The organism is Streptomyces sp. ICBB 8177 (assembly GCF_003144095.1).
Lineage (GTDB): Bacteria > Actinomycetota > Actinomycetes > Streptomycetales > Streptomycetaceae > Streptantibioticus_D.
Genome location: NZ_NSKH01000004.1, coordinates 215,960 through 232,997, shown reverse-complemented (window position 1 = coordinate 232,997; position 17,038 = coordinate 215,960). Strand labels below are relative to the sequence as shown.

15 protein-coding genes are annotated in these 17,038 nt (G+C 70.9%); 13 read left to right on the top strand and 2 right to left on the bottom strand.

From position 1 onward, the window contains the following. Window positions 1–72 precede the first annotated feature (72 nt). On the bottom strand, window positions 73–750 hold the full coding sequence (locus tag CK485_RS06690) for a VC0807 family protein (protein ID WP_199239264.1): 678 nt from the start codon (window positions 748–750) through the stop codon (window positions 73–75). A 444-nt stretch (window positions 751–1,194) separates the two neighbouring features. Here CK485_RS06690 and CK485_RS06685 point away from each other — a divergent pair, with 444 nt between their 5' ends. The 10 genes from CK485_RS06685 to CK485_RS06640 all read left to right on the top strand — a co-directional run bounded on the left by CK485_RS06685 (window position 1,195) and on the right by CK485_RS06640 (window position 11,107). Beyond that, entirely contained in the window at window positions 1,195–1,926 is a 732-nt protein-coding gene (locus tag CK485_RS06685; RefSeq protein ID WP_199239263.1) for a DUF1453 domain-containing protein, read from the top strand. Window positions 1,927–1,944: 18 nt separating this feature from the next. Then, entirely contained in the window at window positions 1,945–3,105 is a 1,161-nt protein-coding gene (locus CK485_RS06680; RefSeq protein WP_109447988.1) for a histidine kinase, read from the top strand. Beyond that, window positions 3,102–3,758 carry a response regulator transcription factor gene (locus CK485_RS06675; protein WP_109447986.1) on the top strand — a complete coding sequence of 219 codons (657 nt, stop codon included), beginning with the start codon at window positions 3,102–3,104 and terminating at the stop codon, window positions 3,756–3,758. Before CK485_RS06680 ends, CK485_RS06675 begins: the two co-directional genes overlap by 4 nt. A 200-nt stretch (window positions 3,759–3,958) precedes the next feature. After that, window positions 3,959–4,714, top strand: coding sequence for a response regulator transcription factor (locus CK485_RS06670; RefSeq protein WP_109448502.1), 756 nt, complete (start codon window positions 3,959–3,961; stop codon window positions 4,712–4,714). A 50-nt stretch (window positions 4,715–4,764) separates the two neighbouring features. After that, complete coding sequence (locus CK485_RS06665) at window positions 4,765–6,246, top strand: HAMP domain-containing sensor histidine kinase (RefSeq protein ID WP_241968180.1); 1,482 nt, start codon at window positions 4,765–4,767, stop codon at window positions 6,244–6,246. 223 nt (window positions 6,247–6,469) lie between these two features. Continuing rightward, on the top strand, window positions 6,470–8,392 hold the full coding sequence (locus tag CK485_RS06660) for a glycoside hydrolase (protein WP_342673463.1): 1,923 nt from the start codon (window positions 6,470–6,472) through the stop codon (window positions 8,390–8,392). A gap of 134 nt (window positions 8,393–8,526) precedes the next feature. After that, window positions 8,527–8,736 carry a helix-turn-helix transcriptional regulator gene (locus CK485_RS06655; protein WP_109447982.1) on the top strand — a complete coding sequence of 70 codons (210 nt, stop codon included), beginning with the start codon at window positions 8,527–8,529 and terminating at the stop codon, window positions 8,734–8,736. Continuing rightward, window positions 8,708–9,115, top strand: coding sequence for a hypothetical protein (locus CK485_RS06650; protein WP_241968179.1), 408 nt, complete (start codon window positions 8,708–8,710; stop codon window positions 9,113–9,115). The genes CK485_RS06655 and CK485_RS06650 overlap by 29 nt, the downstream gene beginning before the upstream one ends. A gap of 254 nt (window positions 9,116–9,369) precedes the next feature. Beyond that, entirely contained in the window at window positions 9,370–10,035 is a 666-nt protein-coding gene (locus CK485_RS06645; protein ID WP_199239261.1) for a DUF4232 domain-containing protein, read from the top strand. A gap of 67 nt (window positions 10,036–10,102) precedes the next feature. Beyond that, window positions 10,103–11,107, top strand: coding sequence for a LacI family DNA-binding transcriptional regulator (locus tag CK485_RS06640; RefSeq protein ID WP_109447978.1), 1,005 nt, complete (start codon window positions 10,103–10,105; stop codon window positions 11,105–11,107). A gap of 111 nt (window positions 11,108–11,218) precedes the next feature. Here CK485_RS06640 and CK485_RS06635 read toward each other — a convergent pair whose 3' ends face one another. After that, window positions 11,219–13,486, bottom strand: a complete 2,268-nt coding sequence (locus CK485_RS06635; RefSeq protein WP_109447976.1) for a discoidin domain-containing protein — start codon at window positions 13,484–13,486, stop codon at window positions 11,219–11,221. 222 nt (window positions 13,487–13,708) lie between these two features. Here CK485_RS06635 and CK485_RS06630 point away from each other — a divergent pair, with 222 nt between their 5' ends. Genes CK485_RS06630 through CK485_RS06620 form a run of 3 tightly spaced genes read left to right on the top strand, consistent with a single transcriptional unit; the run spans window position 13,709 to window position 17,007 of the window. Beyond that, entirely contained in the window at window positions 13,709–15,121 is a 1,413-nt protein-coding gene (locus CK485_RS06630) for an extracellular solute-binding protein (RefSeq protein ID WP_109447974.1), read from the top strand. Between the two features lie 17 nt (window positions 15,122–15,138). Then, window positions 15,139–16,113 carry a sugar ABC transporter permease gene (locus CK485_RS06625; RefSeq protein ID WP_109447972.1) on the top strand — a complete coding sequence of 325 codons (975 nt, stop codon included), beginning with the start codon at window positions 15,139–15,141 and terminating at the stop codon, window positions 16,111–16,113. 6 nt (window positions 16,114–16,119) lie between these two features. Further along, window positions 16,120–17,007, top strand: coding sequence for a carbohydrate ABC transporter permease (locus tag CK485_RS06620; protein ID WP_109447970.1), 888 nt, complete (start codon window positions 16,120–16,122; stop codon window positions 17,005–17,007). Window positions 17,008–17,038: the final 31 nt, after the last annotated feature.

Below are 17,038 nucleotides of genomic sequence, written 5' to 3'. Positions count from 1 at the left end.
GCGGCATCCGGCGGCTTTCTGTCCGTCCTGCCCAGTCAGGCGTGAGCCGTGAGCCGTCCGAGCCGTCAGCCGTCAGCCGTGCACGCGGCCATGGGCCACGGACCGCGCGGCGTCGGCGTCGGCGTCGGCGTCGCGGACCGGTTCCGTGTGTCGTGCGGGCCGCGCCTTCTTCGCCGAGTGGACGGTCCACCCCATCAGCAGGCCGTAGACGGCGAGCATGAGCATCTGGGAGACGTTGGCCGCGGCGCCGATCGGCAGCAGGTAGACGGCCGCGATGCGCAGACCCGCGTCGATCAGCAGGCCGACGCCCCACACCAGCGAGGTGCGGTACCAACGAGCCCGCATCGTGGCGGTGTTGGCGGCGGCCTGGAATTGCTCGAAGCGCGCCCCTCCCGCGGAACGGGCGACGCGCTGCGCGGCGTAGTAGGCGAGCGGACGGCCGATGACGCAACTGCCCACCAGGACAAGGCCCGCGGCACACGACATCGCGGAGTCCTTGGCGAGGACGAACCGGGGGTCCCCGGTGATGAAGCTCAGCGCCAGCCCGGCGCCGAAGACGACGAGCAGGAAGACGGCGAACGGGTCGAGCCTCCGCTGCCGTACCGCCACCCAGATCATGCGCAGCCCGGAGGCGACGGTGCCGGTGAGCAGGGCGGCGTAGCTGCTCGCCCCGAGCAGTTCGGCGACGAAGTACGCGGCCACCGGGAGACCGATGTCGTAGAGGAACATGGTGATCAGGCCGCGCGGCACCGGAGTCTTCCGCTCTTCGTCCGACGGCTTTCCGGGCGCGGGTTGCGAACCGGTGGAATTCCCGGAACCAAGAGAATGCGATGGCATGGTGGCGACTCCCCATCAGTGAATGGCAGGTGCGCGGCAGGTGAACCATGTCCGGGGCAGAAGAGGCGAGTTCGCTCTTCCTCGGCCGTCAGGTCGGCCCGGCCGAGTCGATTTCCCCGTGATTCGCCCTTCACGCTATGACGGGCGCCGAATGCGGTCATGCGGCGGCTGCCGTAGATCCGGGTGGAGAAGCGTCTCCACCCGACCTGTGCCCCGAATGCCGGCCTGAACTTCCTCCGGTCCCCGCCCCTTGCGTCGACTCGGCCCTCCACCTTGCCCGTACTCGCTCCACCTGGGCTGAAACCGGGTGTCACCGCAGGTCGCAGCGGTCGTCGCGCGGCTGGGCTACACCCACGGGTGGAGAACGATCTCCACCCGGAATACGGCGCTGGGTGCACGACTCCGGCGCCAATTCCCCGTAATTTCCATGGTGTCGAGATGTCGCATCGAGCGGAGGTAACCGAGATGAGCGGGCCGGTGGAAATCGTACTGGTCGTGGCAGGAGTGGGCTATGTGCTGGCGCGGCGACTGATGGGGGAGCCCGCGCAGGCCAAACGCATGCTGGTACTGCCGGCCGTACTGACCGTGATCGGGCTCTCCGACCTGAGCGGACAAGTGAAGTCACCGATTTCACTGCTCTTCCTCGTCGCCACCGCCGCGACAAGTCTCGCGCTCGGAGCGTTGAGGGGCTGGAGCGTGCGCATATCCCAGCGGGACGGCCTCGCCTTCATCCGCTACACGGGGACGACGGTCGCGCTGTGGGTGCTCAATCTGGTGATCAAGTTCGGCGCGAACCTCATCCTCGGCGCGGTCGACTCCAAGGACGCCGGCGCGGTCGGCGACAGCCTGCTCTTCACTCTGGGGCTGGGCATACTCGCCGAGGGCGCCGTCGCGCTCTACCGTGCGCTGAGCGCCGACCACCGGGTCATGTGGACCCAGGGCCAGGACGGCGCGCCGCACCGGATGTCCCCGTTCCTGGACACCCTGCAGCGCAACATCAACGGCCGCGCCGGCGGCCCGGAAGAAGGCCGTTGGGCAGGCGAGTGGAACACTCGGTCCCGTACGCTTCGCCGCGACCGTCGTCGATAAGGATCGGAACCCAGCGCCATGGCCACGACGGAACAGCGGCCGGATGCCGGCCCGCACCGCTTCCACGACGAGTTGATCCGGCCGTTCCTGGTGGCCGTCGCGATCGCGGTCACCATCGTGCAGTGGTCGCACGGGCACGTCCTGTACCCGGCGGTGGCGCTGCCGCTCTTCGTCGTCACCTCGATCGCGGCGCTCGGCGCGGTGGTTCCGTGGACGCGGATGGCGGAGCGCCGGCGGGTGGCGGTGATGGCGGTCTACATGCTGTGCGGCTCGCTGCTGCTGCCGCTCGCGCACCAGACCACGCTGGCCGCGCTGTTCCCGTACGTGGCGTCGGCCTCGGCCGGAGGGCTGCTCGCCTCGCGCAAGGCGGCCATCGGCGTGGCGGTCATGGGCGCGCTCGCCGCGACCGCTGCCACCCAGGTCGTCCTGAGGCTGGCTCCCGACGCGCCGCAGTGGGCCTGGTGGGTGTCGCTGACCGTGGCACTCCCCGTCTACGTCGGGATGTCCAACCGGGACCGCCGGGACGCGCTGCGCAACGCCCAACTCGCCGCAGAGGAGGCCAAACGCGCCACCGCCTCAGAGGCGCGGGAGGCGGCGCTGATCGAACGGGGCCGTATCGCCCGGGAGATCCACGACGTCCTCGGGCACTCGCTGTCCGGCATCGCGCTGCAACTGGACATGGCCGACGCGCTGCGCGACAGCGGGCGCGAACAGGACGCCGTCGCGGCTGTCCGCAGGGCCAGGGCGCTGGCCGTCGACAGCATCAACGAGACCCGGCGCGCCGTGCACGCCCTGCGTGAGGACACGCTGCCGCTGCCCGACACCCTGCGGCGGCTCGCCGAGCACAACGCCGTCGGGTTCACGTTGACCGGTGACCCCGTCGCCGTCGCCGCGGACCTGACCCACACGATGGTCCGCACGGCGCAGGAGGCGCTCACCAACGCCGCCAAGTACGCACCGGGCGCACCCCGCGAGATACAGCTGGCCTTCACCGCCGATCACGTTACGCTGACCGTGCGCAACGGCCCGCCGCCCGAGGAACCGCGCGCCGACCTGACCGGCGGCACCGGCGTCGGGCTCGTCGGCCTGCGCGAGCGCGCCGCCCTTCTGGGCGGCACCCTCCGGGCCGAGCCGACCCGGGAGGGTGGCTGGACCGTGGAACTGGAGCTGCCCCGATGACCGAGGACCGCACGATCACGCTCGCCGTCGCCGACGACCAGGCGACCGTCCGCGAGGCGCTCGCGGTCATGCTCGGACTGGCCGAGGACGTCACCGTGGTGGCCACCGCGAGCGACGGCGCCGAAGCGGTGGAGGCCGTGGAACGCCACCGTCCCGACGTGATCCTCATGGACCTCAACATGCCGGTCATGGGCGGAGTGGAGGCGACTGAACGCATCCATCGCACGGCGCCCGGTACCACCGTCCTCGTGCTGACGACGTTCGACGACGACGAGTCGATCCTCGCCGCGCTGCGCGCGGGCGCCAGCGGCTATCTGACCAAGGATGCCGATCGGGGCACGATCCTCCAGGCGGTGCGCACCGCCGCCGAGGGGCAGACCGTACTGGCCCCGGAGGTCCAGCGGCGCCTGCTCGCTCTGGCGACCCGGCCCGCCCCGGCCGCGCCGCCCGAGGAGGAACGCGTCGCCCTGACCGCGCGGGAACGCGAGATCCTGGGCCTGATCGGCGAGGGGCTGCGCAATCCGGAGATCGCTCGGAGGCTGGTGATCAGCGAGGCGACGGTGAAGACCCACATCAACAACCTGTTCACCAAGGCCGACCTGCACTCTCGCGCCGACGCGGTCCGCTACGCCTTGCGGCGCGCGGGTTCCTGACCAAGGGCGGCCGGCCCGCCTCTCGCGGCCGGCTCCCTCCCGGTCGGCTCGTTTCTCGCGGTCCGCTCGCCCCTTCCGGGCGTCCCGCCCACCCTCGCGGGAGCCCGCAACCGCGGGCGTGGGGCCTGGGTCCGGCGACCCACGGCGCACCGGATTGCCGTCGTCGGCCCCGCGTCTGAGACGGTGGAGCGATGCACGAGATGGACCGAGACGCTCCGCAAACCGCGCCTGAGCCCGCCCGCCGCACCGGTCGCGCCGCCGACCCCGGGCCCGCGCGCGTCCTCGTGGTGGACGACGACCCGGACGTCCGCGCGGCCGTGGAGGACGGACTGACCATCGAGGGCTACGAGGTCCGGGGCGCCGCCGACGGGCACGCCGCCCTCGCCGAGCTGGCCGCGTGGCAGCCGGATGCCATCGTCCTGGACGTGCTCATGCCGGTCCTGGACGGGCTGGCGGTCTGCCGGAGGCTGCGCGCCCTGGGTGACCGCACGCCGGTGCTGGTGCTCACCGCGCTGGACTCGGTGCGGGACCGGGTGGACGGGCTGGACGCCGGTGCGGACGACTACCTGGTCAAGCCCTTCGCGCTGGACGAACTGCTGGCCCGGGTGCGGGCGCTGCTGCGCAGGTCGTCGGACCGGCCGGACGGGGCCCGGGAGGAACTGGTCTTCGCGGACCTGCGGATGGACCCGTCGACGCGCACCGGCGAGCGGGGCGGGCGTCCGCTGGAGTTCACGCGTACCGAATCGGCCCTGCTGGAGCTGCTGATGCGGCACCCCGGACGGGTGCTGACCCGCGAGGTGATGGTGGACCGGGTGTGGGGCGCGGACGTCGGGACGTCCTCCAACTCCCTGGCGGTGTACGTCGGTTACCTGCGCAGGAAGCTGGAGTCCGATGGCGAACCGCGCCTGCTGCACACCGTGCACGGCGTCGGCTACCGTCTGGACCTGCCCCGATGAGCCGCACGCGCGCAGCACGGGCGGACCGCGCCACACGGGCTCGGTCCCGCATGCCGCTGCGCACCCGGCTGGCGTGGATCACGTCGGCGACCGTGGCCGTCGTGTTGCTGGGCGCCTGCGCGGCCGCTTTCTTCGTCGTGCGCTACGAACTCACCCGGCAGCTCGACCTGCAACTGATTCGCCAGGCGCACCAGATCGTCCGGCAGGGCGATCCGGCCCCGCAGGTGGTGGAGGGGGAGTGCGACTGGCTCGCGGCTCCGGCCTGCGCCCAGGTGGTGCCGGCGGACCCGGCGCGCGATCCGTCGAAGCCGTACCTGCTGCCGGTGACCGGCGAGACCCGCGCCGTGGCGGCGGGCCGTTCCCCGGCCGGCTGGACGGACATCACGTTGAGGGGCAGACCCGCCCGTATGCTCACCACCCCCGCGGGGCACCGCACCGCGCTCCAGGTCGCCGTACGGTCCGACGGTGTGCATGACGCGACGCGGCAGGCCGGGGAGCTGATGGCCGCCGTCGGCGGCGTGGGCGTGGTGCTCGCGGGCCTGCTCGGATACGGTGCCGCGCGTGCCGGACTGTCACCGGTGGCGGCGCTGACCGGCGTGGTGGAGCGCATCGCCGCCACCCGGGACGCCCGCCACCGGGTCGAACTGCCGCCGGGCAACGCGGGACGGCGGGACGAGGTGACCCGGCTGGGCGGGGCCTTCACCACCATGCTGGCCGAGCTGGACGCTTCCGTGACCGCCCAGCGTCGCCTGGTCGCCGACGCCTCGCACGAACTGCGCACCCCGCTGACCGCGTTGCGCACCAACGCCGAACTGCTGGCCAGGGCCGACCGGCTCACCCCCGCCCAGCGGGACCGGGCGTCCGCCGCGCTGGACCGGCAGGTGCGGGAAGTGGGGCAACTGGTCTCGGACCTGGTCGAGTTGGCCCGGGACGAGGAGCCGCGGCCGTTGGTGGAACGGGTCGCGCCGGCCGCGTTGGCGCGTCAGTGTGTGGACGCCGCACGCGATCACTGGCCCGCTGTCGACTTCCGGCTGGGGGTCGCCGCCGACGCGGCCGCCATGACGGTGCTCGGTGTGCCCGCGCGCCTGGCGCGGCTGCTGGGCAACCTGCTCGACAACGCGGCCAAGTTCAGCCCGCCGGGCGGCCGTGTGGAGGTGGCGGTGCGGGTGCCCGCCCAGGCGCCCGACAGCCTCGACGTGGTGGTGCGCGACCACGGACCCGGGATCGCGCCCGCCGACCTGCGCCATGTCTTCGACCGCTTCTACCGGGCCAGTGCCGCGCGCGCCCTGCCGGGCTCGGGCCTGGGCCTCGCCATGGCCCGCCAGATCGCCCTCGCGCACGGCGCCGAACTCACCGCCGAGACGCCACCGCACGACGACGGAGCCTGTGGCGATGGAGCCGACGGCGACCAGGCCGGGCCGGCGGGTGCGGGCGCGGGCGCGCTGTTCCGGCTGCGGCTGTCCACGACCACGTCCCCCTTCGCGGCCCCCGGGGACGCGGACGACTCCGGTTTCCCGGAAGGAACCGCGTAGGGCGACGCCGGAGCGAAGCGGTCCGCGCGACCTGTCAGCGCTACGCGCGACCTCTCGGCGTTACACGCGACTTCTCAGCGTTACGCCCGACCTCTCACATGTCTCTTAGAACGGGTCGGCAGGCTCGTCCGGCATGACATCCATGAACACGAGGCGTTCCCATCGCGCGGTCCGTTCGCGTCGTCGGCGCGCGGCGGCGGTGGCACTGGTCGGTGTGGGAGCGGTGACGCTGTCCGGAGTGCTGTGGTCCACCGCCTCCGGCTCACCCGCCTCCTCGGTACGGGTGCACGACGGCACCGTGGACGTGCCGGTCGACGGCGGCACGGCGCAGGTCCGGGTGGACTCGCTGGCCGTGGGCGCGCGGACCGCGGGCTCTGGCGGACTCACGCTCTCCGCCCCGGCGGCGGGGTCGCTCGGCACACCGGGGCCGGTGTCGGTGCACGACGGCTCCGCCCACTGGACGTATCCCGCCGTCGGCCTGAGCGTCACGGCCGGCGCCGAGCAGGGCAGGCTGAAGGTCGACGTGCACGGCACGAAGGACGGCTCCACGCTGTCCTGGCCGGTCACCGGCACCGACGCGTCCGCCTCGCAGGTGCAGATGCCGATCGGCGACGGACTCGGTGTGCCGGTCGCCGACCACTGGTGGAACACGGCGTCCGACGGCCTGGCCGGCCACACCTACGACATGACCGCGGACATGAGCATGCCGCTGTGGGGATACACCCTCGGCCACCGGGGCGTCAGTTACCTGGTGCCGCAGCCGGTGGGCACGAAACTGGGGTTCACCTCGGTGGACAAGCGGCTGCGCGCGACCGGCGTGCACACGTTCTCCGCACGCGCCGACACATCCCACTACACCGTCACCTTCGCCCTCACCCCCCCGTCACCCGTCGCGCCCGCGCAGGACTACCGCTCCTGGCTGGCCTCGCACGGCGGCGTGGTCACCCTCAAGCAGAAGATCGCCGCCAACCCGGACGTCGCCCGGCTGCTGGGCGCCTTCCACGCCTACACCTGGGGCGCCGCGCGCACCGCGCAGGGCGTGCGGCAGATGCAGTCGCTCGGGTTCACCCGCATGTGGCTGGGCTACGACGCGGACGGCGACCCGATGACCGCTGACGCGGTGGCCGCGGCGAAGAAGGCGGGCTACCTGGTCGGTCCGTACGACTCCTGGGCCAACGGGCAGGACCCGACGTCGGCGGACGCGAGCACCTCCGCGTGGCCGTCTCCGGTCTACCCGGACTACTGCGTGCGCCAGGCGGACGGCTCGGTGCTCGCCGGATTCCACGACCGGGGCTGCTACCTCAGCTCCCAGGCGTTCGCCCAGAGCGAGTCCAAGGACCACTTCCTCGCGCAGCGCACGCGGCAGATGACCGCCAACGGCGCCGACAGCTACTTCCTCGACGTGGACGCGGCCGGCGAGCTGTACGACGACCACAGCACCGCGCACCCCATGAACCAGCGGCAGGACGAGGCGAACCGGCTTGCCCGGATGGGCACCCTGTCCGGCAAGGACAAGCTCGTCCTGGGCTCGGAGAGCGCCGGCAGCTGGGCGAGCCCGGTCATCGACTTCAGCCACGGCTCCGAGACGCCGGTCGCGGACGGCCTGTGGTCGCTGGAGAAGGACAAGTCCGTCTTCGGCGGGTACGCGCCGCAGGGAGCGCCGGCCGTCTACTTCAAGCCTGTCGCCCTCTCCGCCGACCTGACCAGGGCCATGTTCGACCCGGCCTACCGGATCCCGCTCTACGAGACCGCGTTGCACGACTCCCAGGTCAACCTCGACCGCTGGGAGCTGTCGTACACCAAGTTCCCGGCCCTGGAGAAGACCCGCGCGCTGCTGGCGGTGCTCTACGACACGCCGCTCAACCTGGTGCTCGACGGGCCGACGCTCACCTCGCAGGGCAAGGAACTCGCCGCGCTCCAAAGGTACTTCGCGCCGCTGCACGAGGCCGCCGCGACGGAGCCGATGACCGGGTTCCGGCGGGTCACCTCCGACGGTTCGGTGCAACAGTCGGTCTTCGGCAACGGAACGCTGCGCGTCACCGCCAACTTCGGCAGCAAGCCCTACGGTTCGCTCCCCGGGGGCTGCGTCGACGCCACCCTCCACGGCGACCACCACACCCGCAGGCTCTGCCCCGAAACGTTCTGACACCCTGACCACCCACCCGACACGCGGCCCGCGGCACCCCCGCGGGCCGCCCGAGTGCGCCAGGGCGCTGCCCCCCGAAGCGGCGTCTGTAAAGCGAGCTTGACATATCCGAAGGTGACAAGCATGCTTTACAGGTGAGAAACAGGGTCAGAGAACTGCGGTCGGCGCGCGGGCTGTCGCAAGGGCAGTTGGGAGCCGCCCTCGGGGTCTCCCGGCAGACGGTCAACGCAATAGAGACCGAGCGGTACACGCCGTCACTGCCGCTCGCTTTCGCCCTGGGCAGGTTCTTCGGGGTCAGGATTGAGGAGATGTTCCATGTCGATGACGACTCGCCGGGTGGCTGACAAGGCGGCGGCCCCGCGCTCGATACCCCTGTTCTTCCTGGGTGTCGGCATCGTCTGCCTGGTGGCCGCCACGGTCGGTGGCCGTCCCGGACTGGGGCTGCTGATGCTCGGGAGCGCGGCGGTCTGCGGTCTCGCCCTGGTCCTGCTGGGTCGCCGTAGCGAAACGTACCGAGGGGTGACCGGGGAGACCGATGAACGCTTCGCCCTGATGGGCCGGTCCGCGTGGGCGACGACGGGGGTCGTGCTGACCGTGGCGAACCTCGGCGGCCTCATCGGTGAACTCGTCGCAGGGCGGAGTGGCTCTCCGTTCTCCTGGCTGATGGGACTCGCCGCCGTCAGCTATGTCTCGTGCGTGGGCGTGCTGCGCCAGCGGTTGTGAAAGGGGGGGCCGGCTTCCGGAGCCGGCGTGCCCGGGTCGTGATGCGGGCCGCCGTCGTGGTGGGCGCGATCTTTTCGTGTGGATTGTTGTCATGGCTATGGCGTTACGTCATGGGGCTGTAACAGGCGCTGACGTGGGGGATCGGGGTGTGGCACTGTGTCTTGGTGCGGCCCCGGTGATCTTGAGCATGCCGGGGCGACACCGTTCCACCGCCTCCCGGGAGGCGGCAGTCTCGACAGTGGGAGAAGTGCATCATGCGTTCCAGGACCGCCCGTTGGAGCCTGTCGACCGCCGTGCTCGTCGTCGCGGGGATGACCCTGACCGCGTGCGGGCCCGACTCCTCGGGCGCCGGCTCCTCCGCGTCCTCCTCCAGCGCGTCCGGCGGCCAGGCCACCACCGGCCAGTCCGCCAACGGCGGCCAGGCCACCACCGGTGGGGGCGGTTCGGGTGGCTCGTCGGCCACGGGTGGTTCGGCCGGGACCGGAGTGAGCGCGGGCGGCGGCTCCGGGGCGAGCGGGGGCTCCGCGGCGGGTGCCGCGTGCAAGACCGCGAACCTCTCCTTCAGCAGCTCCGGCGGCATGGCCCAGGGCGAGGTACTGATCAACCTCAAGAACGTCGGCCCCACCACCTGCTCGATGCACGGATTCCCCGGCGTCGACCTCAAGGGCCGGGACGGCACGGAGAGCGCGACGCGCAGCACGATGAAGGTGCCCACAGTCACGCTGTCGCCCGGCCAGACCACCGACTTCACCCTGCACTACCCGCCGAACAACACCGGCGGCAGCGGGGTGACCTTCACCACCGCCGTCGTGACCCCGCCCAACGAGACGCAATCGCACACCATGCCCCTCGGCATCAACATCCCCGTGACCGCCGGCGGGCCGAACATCACCGTGGACCCGGTGGGAGCGGGCAAGTAGCCGTCCCGGCGGTCGCCATCGCCGGATTACGCAAGCAGCTTGCAGCACATGCGTTATTCTTGCGGGCATGACGCCACGACTTGCCGAGGTGGCGCGGAAGGTCGGGGTCAGCGAGGCGACCGTCAGCCGGGTCCTCAACGGCAAGCCCGGTGTCTCCGACTCCACCCGCGCCGCCGTGCTCACCGCCCTGGACGTGCTGGGGTACGAGCGCCCCAGTCAACTGCGCGGCGAGCGCGCCCGGTTGGTCGGCCTGGTGCTGCCCGAGTTGCAGAACCCGATCTTCCCCGCCTTCGCCGAGGTCGTCGGCGGCGCCCTCGCGCTGCGCGGCCTGACCCCGGTCCTGTGCACGCAGACCACCGGCGGCGTCTCCGAGGCGGACTACGTCTCGCTCCTGCTCCAGCAGCACGTCTCCGGTGTGGTCTTCGCCGGCGGCTTCTACGCCCAGGCCGACGCCCCGCACGACCACTACCGGCTGCTGGCCGAGCGCAACCTGCCGGTGGTGCTGATCAACGCGGCCATAGAGCACCTGGGGTTCCCGCAGGTCTCCTGCGACGACGCGGTCGCCGTCGAGCAGGCATGGCGCCACCTGGTCTCGCTCGGCCACGAACGCGTCGGCCTGGTGCTCGGCCCGCCCGACCACGTGCCGTCGAGCCGCAAGCTGGCCGCCGCCCACGAGGTCGCGAAGGCGTCCGGCCTTGAGTTGCCCGAGGAGCGGGTGGAGCACGCGATGTTCTCCCAGGCGGGCGGCCAGGCCGCGGCGGGACGTCTGCTGGAGCGTGGGGTGACCGGCGTCATCTGCGCGAGCGACGTGCTGGCCCTCGGTGTGGTGCGCGGCGTGCGCAGGCGGGGGCTGCGGGTGCCGCAGGACGTCTCGGTGGTCGGTTACGACGATTCCGCCTTCATGAACTGTGCCGATCCGCCGCTCACCACGGTGCGTCAGCCGATCGAGGCGATGGGCCGGGCGGCCGTGCAACTGCTGACCGCGCGGATCGACGGCAAGCACGTCCCCGCCGACGAGCTGCTCTTCGAACCGGAGCTGGTGGTCCGGGGCTCCACGGCGCCGGTGCGCTGAACCGCCCGCGGCCGTGGCGTCGAGGGGTGCGTAACGATCCCTCGACGCCACGGCGTTGACGCCTCGTCAGCTCTGTCAGGTGGGTGACGCGGCGTCAGTCCCTCCTGCGGCTCACTGCGCGTACGCCTCGAACTCCGACAGCTGGCCCGCCGGCCATTCGGTGTTCCCGGTGAACGTCAGTCGCAGGTAGCGGGTGCTGGTGCCCGACGGGAGGGTCACCGTCGCGGTGTTCCCGCTCGCCGGGTCGAACGTGTACCCCTTCGATCCCACCAGCGTGGAGTAGGCGGAGCCGTCGGTGCTGCCGAGCACGGAGAGGGTCTGCGTCCGCGCGCCCCACGCACTGCTGGGCGGAAGCTTGAGCACCAGCCGTCCGACCGCCTGCGTCGAGCCCAGGTCCACGGTGAAGGACTGCGGGAAGGCGTTGTCGGTGCTCTCCCAGTAGGTGTTGGCGTCGCCGTCCACCGCGTTCGACGCCACGTAGACGTCCTGGTGGCCGGTGTCGGAGACGGGACGGTGCAGGGCGAGGTTGCCGGTGCCGGGCGTGCCGCCGCCGGGGTTGCCGCCGTTCGGGGTGGGCCAGGTCGAGCAGTCGTTCCAGGTGCTGCTCCAGCCGGAGTTGCCCCCGCCGTCGGTCACGGCGAAGGTGCCGCTGCCCGAGGGGTAGGGGCAGTTGTAGACACCCGCCGCGCCGACGCCGCTCGCGGTGACGTCGGAGAAGGTCGCCGAGCCCTGCGTCTCGTTCTGCACGACCACCGTGCCGGTGTTCGTCACCGAGGCGCCTTTGACCGTCACGTTGGTGATCGGGTAGCCGTGGCCGCCGCCGGAGACGAACTCGAAGGCGCTGTAGGGGCTGTCCTTGATGACGGTGTCGGTGATGTTAACGGGGTTGGAGATCGCGTAGTCGTAGGAGTCCACTCGCAGCGCGCCCATCGGGTGGTTCCAGTTGGGGTTCATCGCGCCGCCGCGCTCGATGGTGTTGTCGGCGACGGTGATGGTGCCCGACAGCGGGTTGAACGGCTGGAGGAACGCCTGGTTGGAGATGGCGATGCCGCTGCCGAGCGCGTTGGTGTCGGCCACGTAGTTGCCCTGGACGGTGAGGTCCTTGCCGCCGTAGAGGGCGATGCCGTTGGCCAGGTTGGGCTGGACGACGGTGTTGTCGACGAACGAGTCGTCGGTGTCCGGCGCGTACAGCGACCACATCGCCAGGCCGTCGTCACCGGTGTTGCGGATGTAGTTGTCCTTGATCACCGCGCCGGTCGCGGTGCCGTTGATGTTGATGCCGTCGGCCGTGGTGTCCAGGATGCGGTTGCCGGTGACCTGGAGGTTCGTGTTGGTGCCCTCCAGCCACAGGCCGACCTTCTCGTGCTGGATCCACAGGCCGGAGACGACCGAGCCCGAACCGAGGCTGCCGTTGACGAAGTTGTCCGGCGAGCTGTCGTTGCGGGTGGTCACCTCGCCGATGGCGGCGAAGTTCTCCAGCTTCACGTCGCCCTGCGCGCTGGACATGTCGATCAGGTGGGTGCCGTGCAGTTCGGAGTACCACTCGCCCGCGCCGATCAGGGTGATGCCGTCCACCGGCAGGGGCGAGGTGATGGTGAAGACGCCCTGCGGGATCCACACCTCCTTGCCCTGCGAACGCGCCGCCGAGATGGCCTGGTCGAAGGCGTTGGTCGAGTCTCCCTGGCCGCTTGGGTCCGCGCCGTAGTCGGTCACCGACAGGGAGCCCGACGGCTGCGCGGCGGGCGCGGCCACCTGCTCGAAGTCGGCGAGGTCGATGGTGAACGGGCCGCCGGTGCTGTCGGAGTCGACCTGGAACCTCACCTTCGCGCCGGCCTGGAGGTTCTGGCCGAGCAGCATCCGCGCGTCGTCGAAGAAGTGGTGGGTCTTGGAGCCGCCGATGTTGGGCGTACTGACGTAGGAGTACTTCGAGGTGACCGGCAGCGTCTTGGAGACACGCGTGCCGTTGACGTACACGGCGAGCGAACCGCTGCTGCCCTGCGGCAGGTTGTACGAGACGTCGACCGCGTTCGCCGGTGCGGTGAGGGTGAACTCCACGTACTGGCCCTGGCCGCTGAGCCGCACCGCCCTGCGGCCTGACGCCTCGGAGGCGACGGTGCCCTGGGTGTAGTCGGGGCCGATGACGGTGCCGTTGGTGGCCGCGTTCTCCGCCTCGTACTCGGTGAACGGGACGCTCGCGCCCTGGCCGCCGGTGACCGCGGCGGGGCGGTCTGCGGCCGGATGCGCACGGTGCCCGGAACCGGCCGCGTGGGCGGGGGAGGCGAGCGCGACAGCCGTCGCGCAGACGGCCGCCGCCGCGACCAGCCGGGCGGTGACCGGTCGGCGTGGGGGGTGGTGGGTCTTTCTGCGGTGTGTGTCCATGCCCTGTGCTGCACCTTCTTCACGTCTCGGCGGGGGCGTCGTGCGGGGCGCCCGCGCGTCGGCCGCACGGCGTGCGGTGGGGGAGGAGCGTGCACACCATAGGAGCGCCCTTCGCAAGCAAGCAAGATGCTGTGCGTAAATTCCGCGATGGATCAACGCAACTTCTTGCGCAAGCCCTTCGGCTTCTGTACGTTCAACGCCACTCAGCGGAAGGGACAGCTCATGACAAGACCTCGTACGACGAGACGGCGCAGCCGTGCGCTGGTGGCCGCGGTGGTGGTCGCCGGTCTCGGGCTGACCGGCGTCGCGTGCTCCGGCGGATCCGGTGGCGCGAGCGGATCGGGCGCCGCACCGGCCGACGCCTCGGCGCCGCTCGACCCGAAGACCAAGGTCACGATCACCATCGACTGCATGCCGCCGGCCACCAAGAAGCCGGAGCTGAAGGAGTGGAACGAGGACGTCGCCGCGTTCCACAAGCTCTACCCGAACGTCACCGTGGACGGTAAGTCCACCACCGGGCAGTGCGAGGACCCGGCGACCTTCGCCGCGCAGCTGAAGGGCGGCACGGAACCGGACGTCTTCTACAGCTACTTCACCGACCTGCCGCAGGTGCTCGACGCCGGACAGGCGGCCGACATCACGCCGTACGTCAACCGGCGCACGGTACCCACGCTCGACGACATCGCCCCCGACGTGCTCGACGTCGAGAAGGACAGCGGCAAGCTCTACGGGCTGCCCGCCAGTGACTACACCATGGGCATCCTGATCAACCGCAAGTTGTTCAAGGAGGCCGGCCTCGACCCGGACAAGCCGCCCGCCACCTGGGAGCAGGTGCGCGCCGACGCCAAGGCCATCGCCGCCCTCGGCCACGGCATCGCCGGGTACGGCGACTACAGCGCGGGCAACAACGGCGGTTGGCACTTCACGGCCGAGATGGACGGCCTCGGCGCGAGCGTCGTCAACGCCGCGGGCACCAAGGCGACCTTCGACGACGCCCAGGGCAGGCAGATCCTCGACACACTGCACGCCATGCGCTGGGACGACGACAGCATGGGTCAGACCCAACTGCTCAAGTGGGGCGACCTGCAAAAGCAGATGGTGGCCGGCAAGCTCGGCATGTTCATCGCGGCGCCGGACGACATCACGTACATGGTCGAGACCCTCGGCGGCCACTACGAGGACTACGGGATGGGCCCGATGCCCGGCGGCAAGGGCACCCTGCTCGGCGGCGACGCCTACCTGTTCAAGAAGTCCGACACCCCGGACCAGATCAAGGCCGGCATCGCCTGGCTGGACTTCAAGTTCCTCAAAGAGGGGCAGGGCCAGTTCGACTACGCCCGCACCAAGGCCGACGGGCTGCCCGTGGGACTACCCCAGCCGGAGTTCTACACCGGCGCCACCAAGGCCACCGACGACCGGCTCAAGGCCGCGAGCGCCACCATGCCCGTCGCCAACTTCGCCGCGTTCACCGCTCATCCGCTGCCCGGCCGCGCGGAGCCGCCCAACGCCCAGGAGATCTACAAGGTGCTGGACAACGCCATGTCGGGCGTGCTGACCGACCGTTCGGCGAACGTGGACAAGCTGCTGTCCACCGCCGCCGCGCAGGTCGACGAGGTCCTGGCCAACAGCCAGTAGGGAGGCGGAGGACCATCATGCCGGCACTCGTCGTCCCCGGCGGCCAGGACAGCCGCACCGGGACCCGGACAACCGCTCCACCACAGCATTCTGACGAGGCGTCACGGAAGGCGGCCCTGGCGCGGTCGGCGCGCCGCAACCTGACCGCGCACGGCTTCCTCGTCGGCGCCGTGCTGTGCTTCGGGTTCTTCTCCTGGTACCCGATGGTCCGCGAGGTGGTCCTCGCCTTCCAGCGCACCCACCGCGGGCGCACCACCTGGGCCGGCTGGCACAACCTCCGGCAGATCGTGCACGACCCCGCGTTCTGGCAGGCGTGGCGCAACACGGTCGAGTACACGTGCCTGGCCCTGCTGCTCGGCTTCGTCGTGCCGTTCCTCGTCGCCGTGCTGCTCAACGAGTTCCGGCACGGCCAGGGCTACCTGCGGGTGCTGGTCTACCTGCCGGTGATGCTGCCACCGGTCGCCTCCGTCCTGCTGTTCAAGTACTTCTACGACCCCGGCTACGGCCTGTTCGACCACATCCTGCGCACCCTGCACCTGCCCACGTCGCAGTGGCTCCAGTCGACCGGCACCGCGCTGCTGTCCGTGGTCATCGCCTCCACCTGGATGAACATGGGCAGCGCCACCCTGATCTACCTGGCCGCGCTCCAGGGCATCCCCGGCGAACTGTACGAGGCGGCCGAGCTGGACGGCGCCGGACTGCTGCGCCGGATCTGGCACGTCACCGTCCCGCAGACCCGGCTGATCCTCTCGCTGATGCTGCTCATGCAGATCATCGCCACGATGCAGGTGTTCACCGAGCCCTTCCTGCTCACCGGCGGCGCCGGGCCGCAGGGCTCCACGACGACGGTCGTCTACCTCATGTACCAGTACGCCTTCAACTTCGACAACTACGGGGCCGCGGCGGCCCTCGGCCTCGTGCTGCTCGTCGTGCTCGCCCTCTTCTCCGCCGTGTACGTACGACTCAGCCGCGACGGCCGGGACCAGGACTAGGACACCATGGCCACCACACCCGACAGCCGCACCCTGATCTCCCCGGTCCAGCTCGCCCGCCCGCGGGGCAAGGCGCTGTACTGGACCCTGTTCGTCCTGGTGACCGCCGTCTTCACCCTGGTCTTCCTCGGCCCTCTGTACTGGATGGTCACCGGAGGACTGAAGACCACCCACGAGATCATCCAGGACCCGCCCACCCTCTACCCGCACCAGCCGCACCCGGCCACCTACGCCAAGGCATGGAGCGACCTGGACCTGGCCCGACTGCTGGTCAACACCCTCTGGTACGCGTTCGGCGCGCTCGCCTTCCAACTCGTGCTGGACGTCGCCGCCGCCTACTCGCTGTCGAAGCTGCGTCCGGTACTGGGCAACGTGGTGCTCGCACTGATGCTGGCGACGCTGATGATCCCGGCCACCGTGCTCGTCGTACCGCAGTACCTGACCGTGCTCGACCTGCCGCTCCTGCACCTCGACCTGCTCGACACGCCCTGGGCGATCTGGCTGCCCTCGGTCACCAACGCCTTCACCATCTTCCTGCTCAAGCGGTTCTTCGACTCCATTCCCACGGAGCTGCTGGACGCCGCCGCGATCGACGGCGCCTCGCCACTGCGCACCCTGCGCTCGGTCGTGCTGCCGATCTCCCGGCCGGTGCTCGGCGTCGTGTCCATCTTCGCCGTCGTCAACGTGTGGAAGGACTTCCTGTGGCCGATGCTCACCGAGCCCGACCCGGCCCGCCGCACCCTCAACGTCGGCATCTACGCGCTGGCGACCGGCGTCACCGAGAACGAACTGATCGCGGCCCTCGCGATCGCGTCGCTGCCGACCCTGCTGGTCTTCCTGCTCTTCCAGCGCAACATCATGTCCGGCCTCACCGCCGGCGGCCTGAAGGGCTGAACGTCCCACGGCCCGGCCGGCCGCACACGAA

Excerpts from the sequence above, each read along its gene's own strand:
- CK485_RS06675 (WP_109447986.1), top strand. The coding sequence starts at position 3,102 with ATGACCGAGGACCGCACGATCACGCTCGCCGTCGCCGACGACCAGGCG.
- CK485_RS06630 (WP_109447974.1), top strand. The coding sequence starts at position 13,709 with ATGACAAGACCTCGTACGACGAGACGGCGCAGCCGTGCGCTGGTGGCC.
- CK485_RS06645 (WP_199239261.1), top strand. The coding sequence starts at position 9,370 with ATGCGTTCCAGGACCGCCCGTTGGAGCCTGTCGACCGCCGTGCTCGTC.
- CK485_RS06670 (WP_109448502.1), top strand. The coding sequence starts at position 3,959 with ATGGACCGAGACGCTCCGCAAACCGCGCCTGAGCCCGCCCGCCGCACC.
- CK485_RS06640 (WP_109447978.1), top strand. The coding sequence starts at position 10,103 with ATGACGCCACGACTTGCCGAGGTGGCGCGGAAGGTCGGGGTCAGCGAG.
- CK485_RS06620 (WP_109447970.1), top strand. The coding sequence starts at position 16,120 with ATGGCCACCACACCCGACAGCCGCACCCTGATCTCCCCGGTCCAGCTC.
- CK485_RS06650 (WP_241968179.1), top strand. The coding sequence starts at position 8,708 with ATGTCGATGACGACTCGCCGGGTGGCTGACAAGGCGGCGGCCCCGCGC.
- CK485_RS06625 (WP_109447972.1), top strand. The coding sequence starts at position 15,139 with ATGCCGGCACTCGTCGTCCCCGGCGGCCAGGACAGCCGCACCGGGACC.
- CK485_RS06680 (WP_109447988.1), top strand. The coding sequence starts at position 1,945 with ATGGCCACGACGGAACAGCGGCCGGATGCCGGCCCGCACCGCTTCCAC.
- CK485_RS06665 (WP_241968180.1), top strand. The coding sequence starts at position 4,765 with ATGCCGCTGCGCACCCGGCTGGCGTGGATCACGTCGGCGACCGTGGCC.
- CK485_RS06635 (WP_109447976.1), bottom strand. The coding sequence starts at position 13,486 with ATGGACACACACCGCAGAAAGACCCACCACCCCCCACGCCGACCGGTC.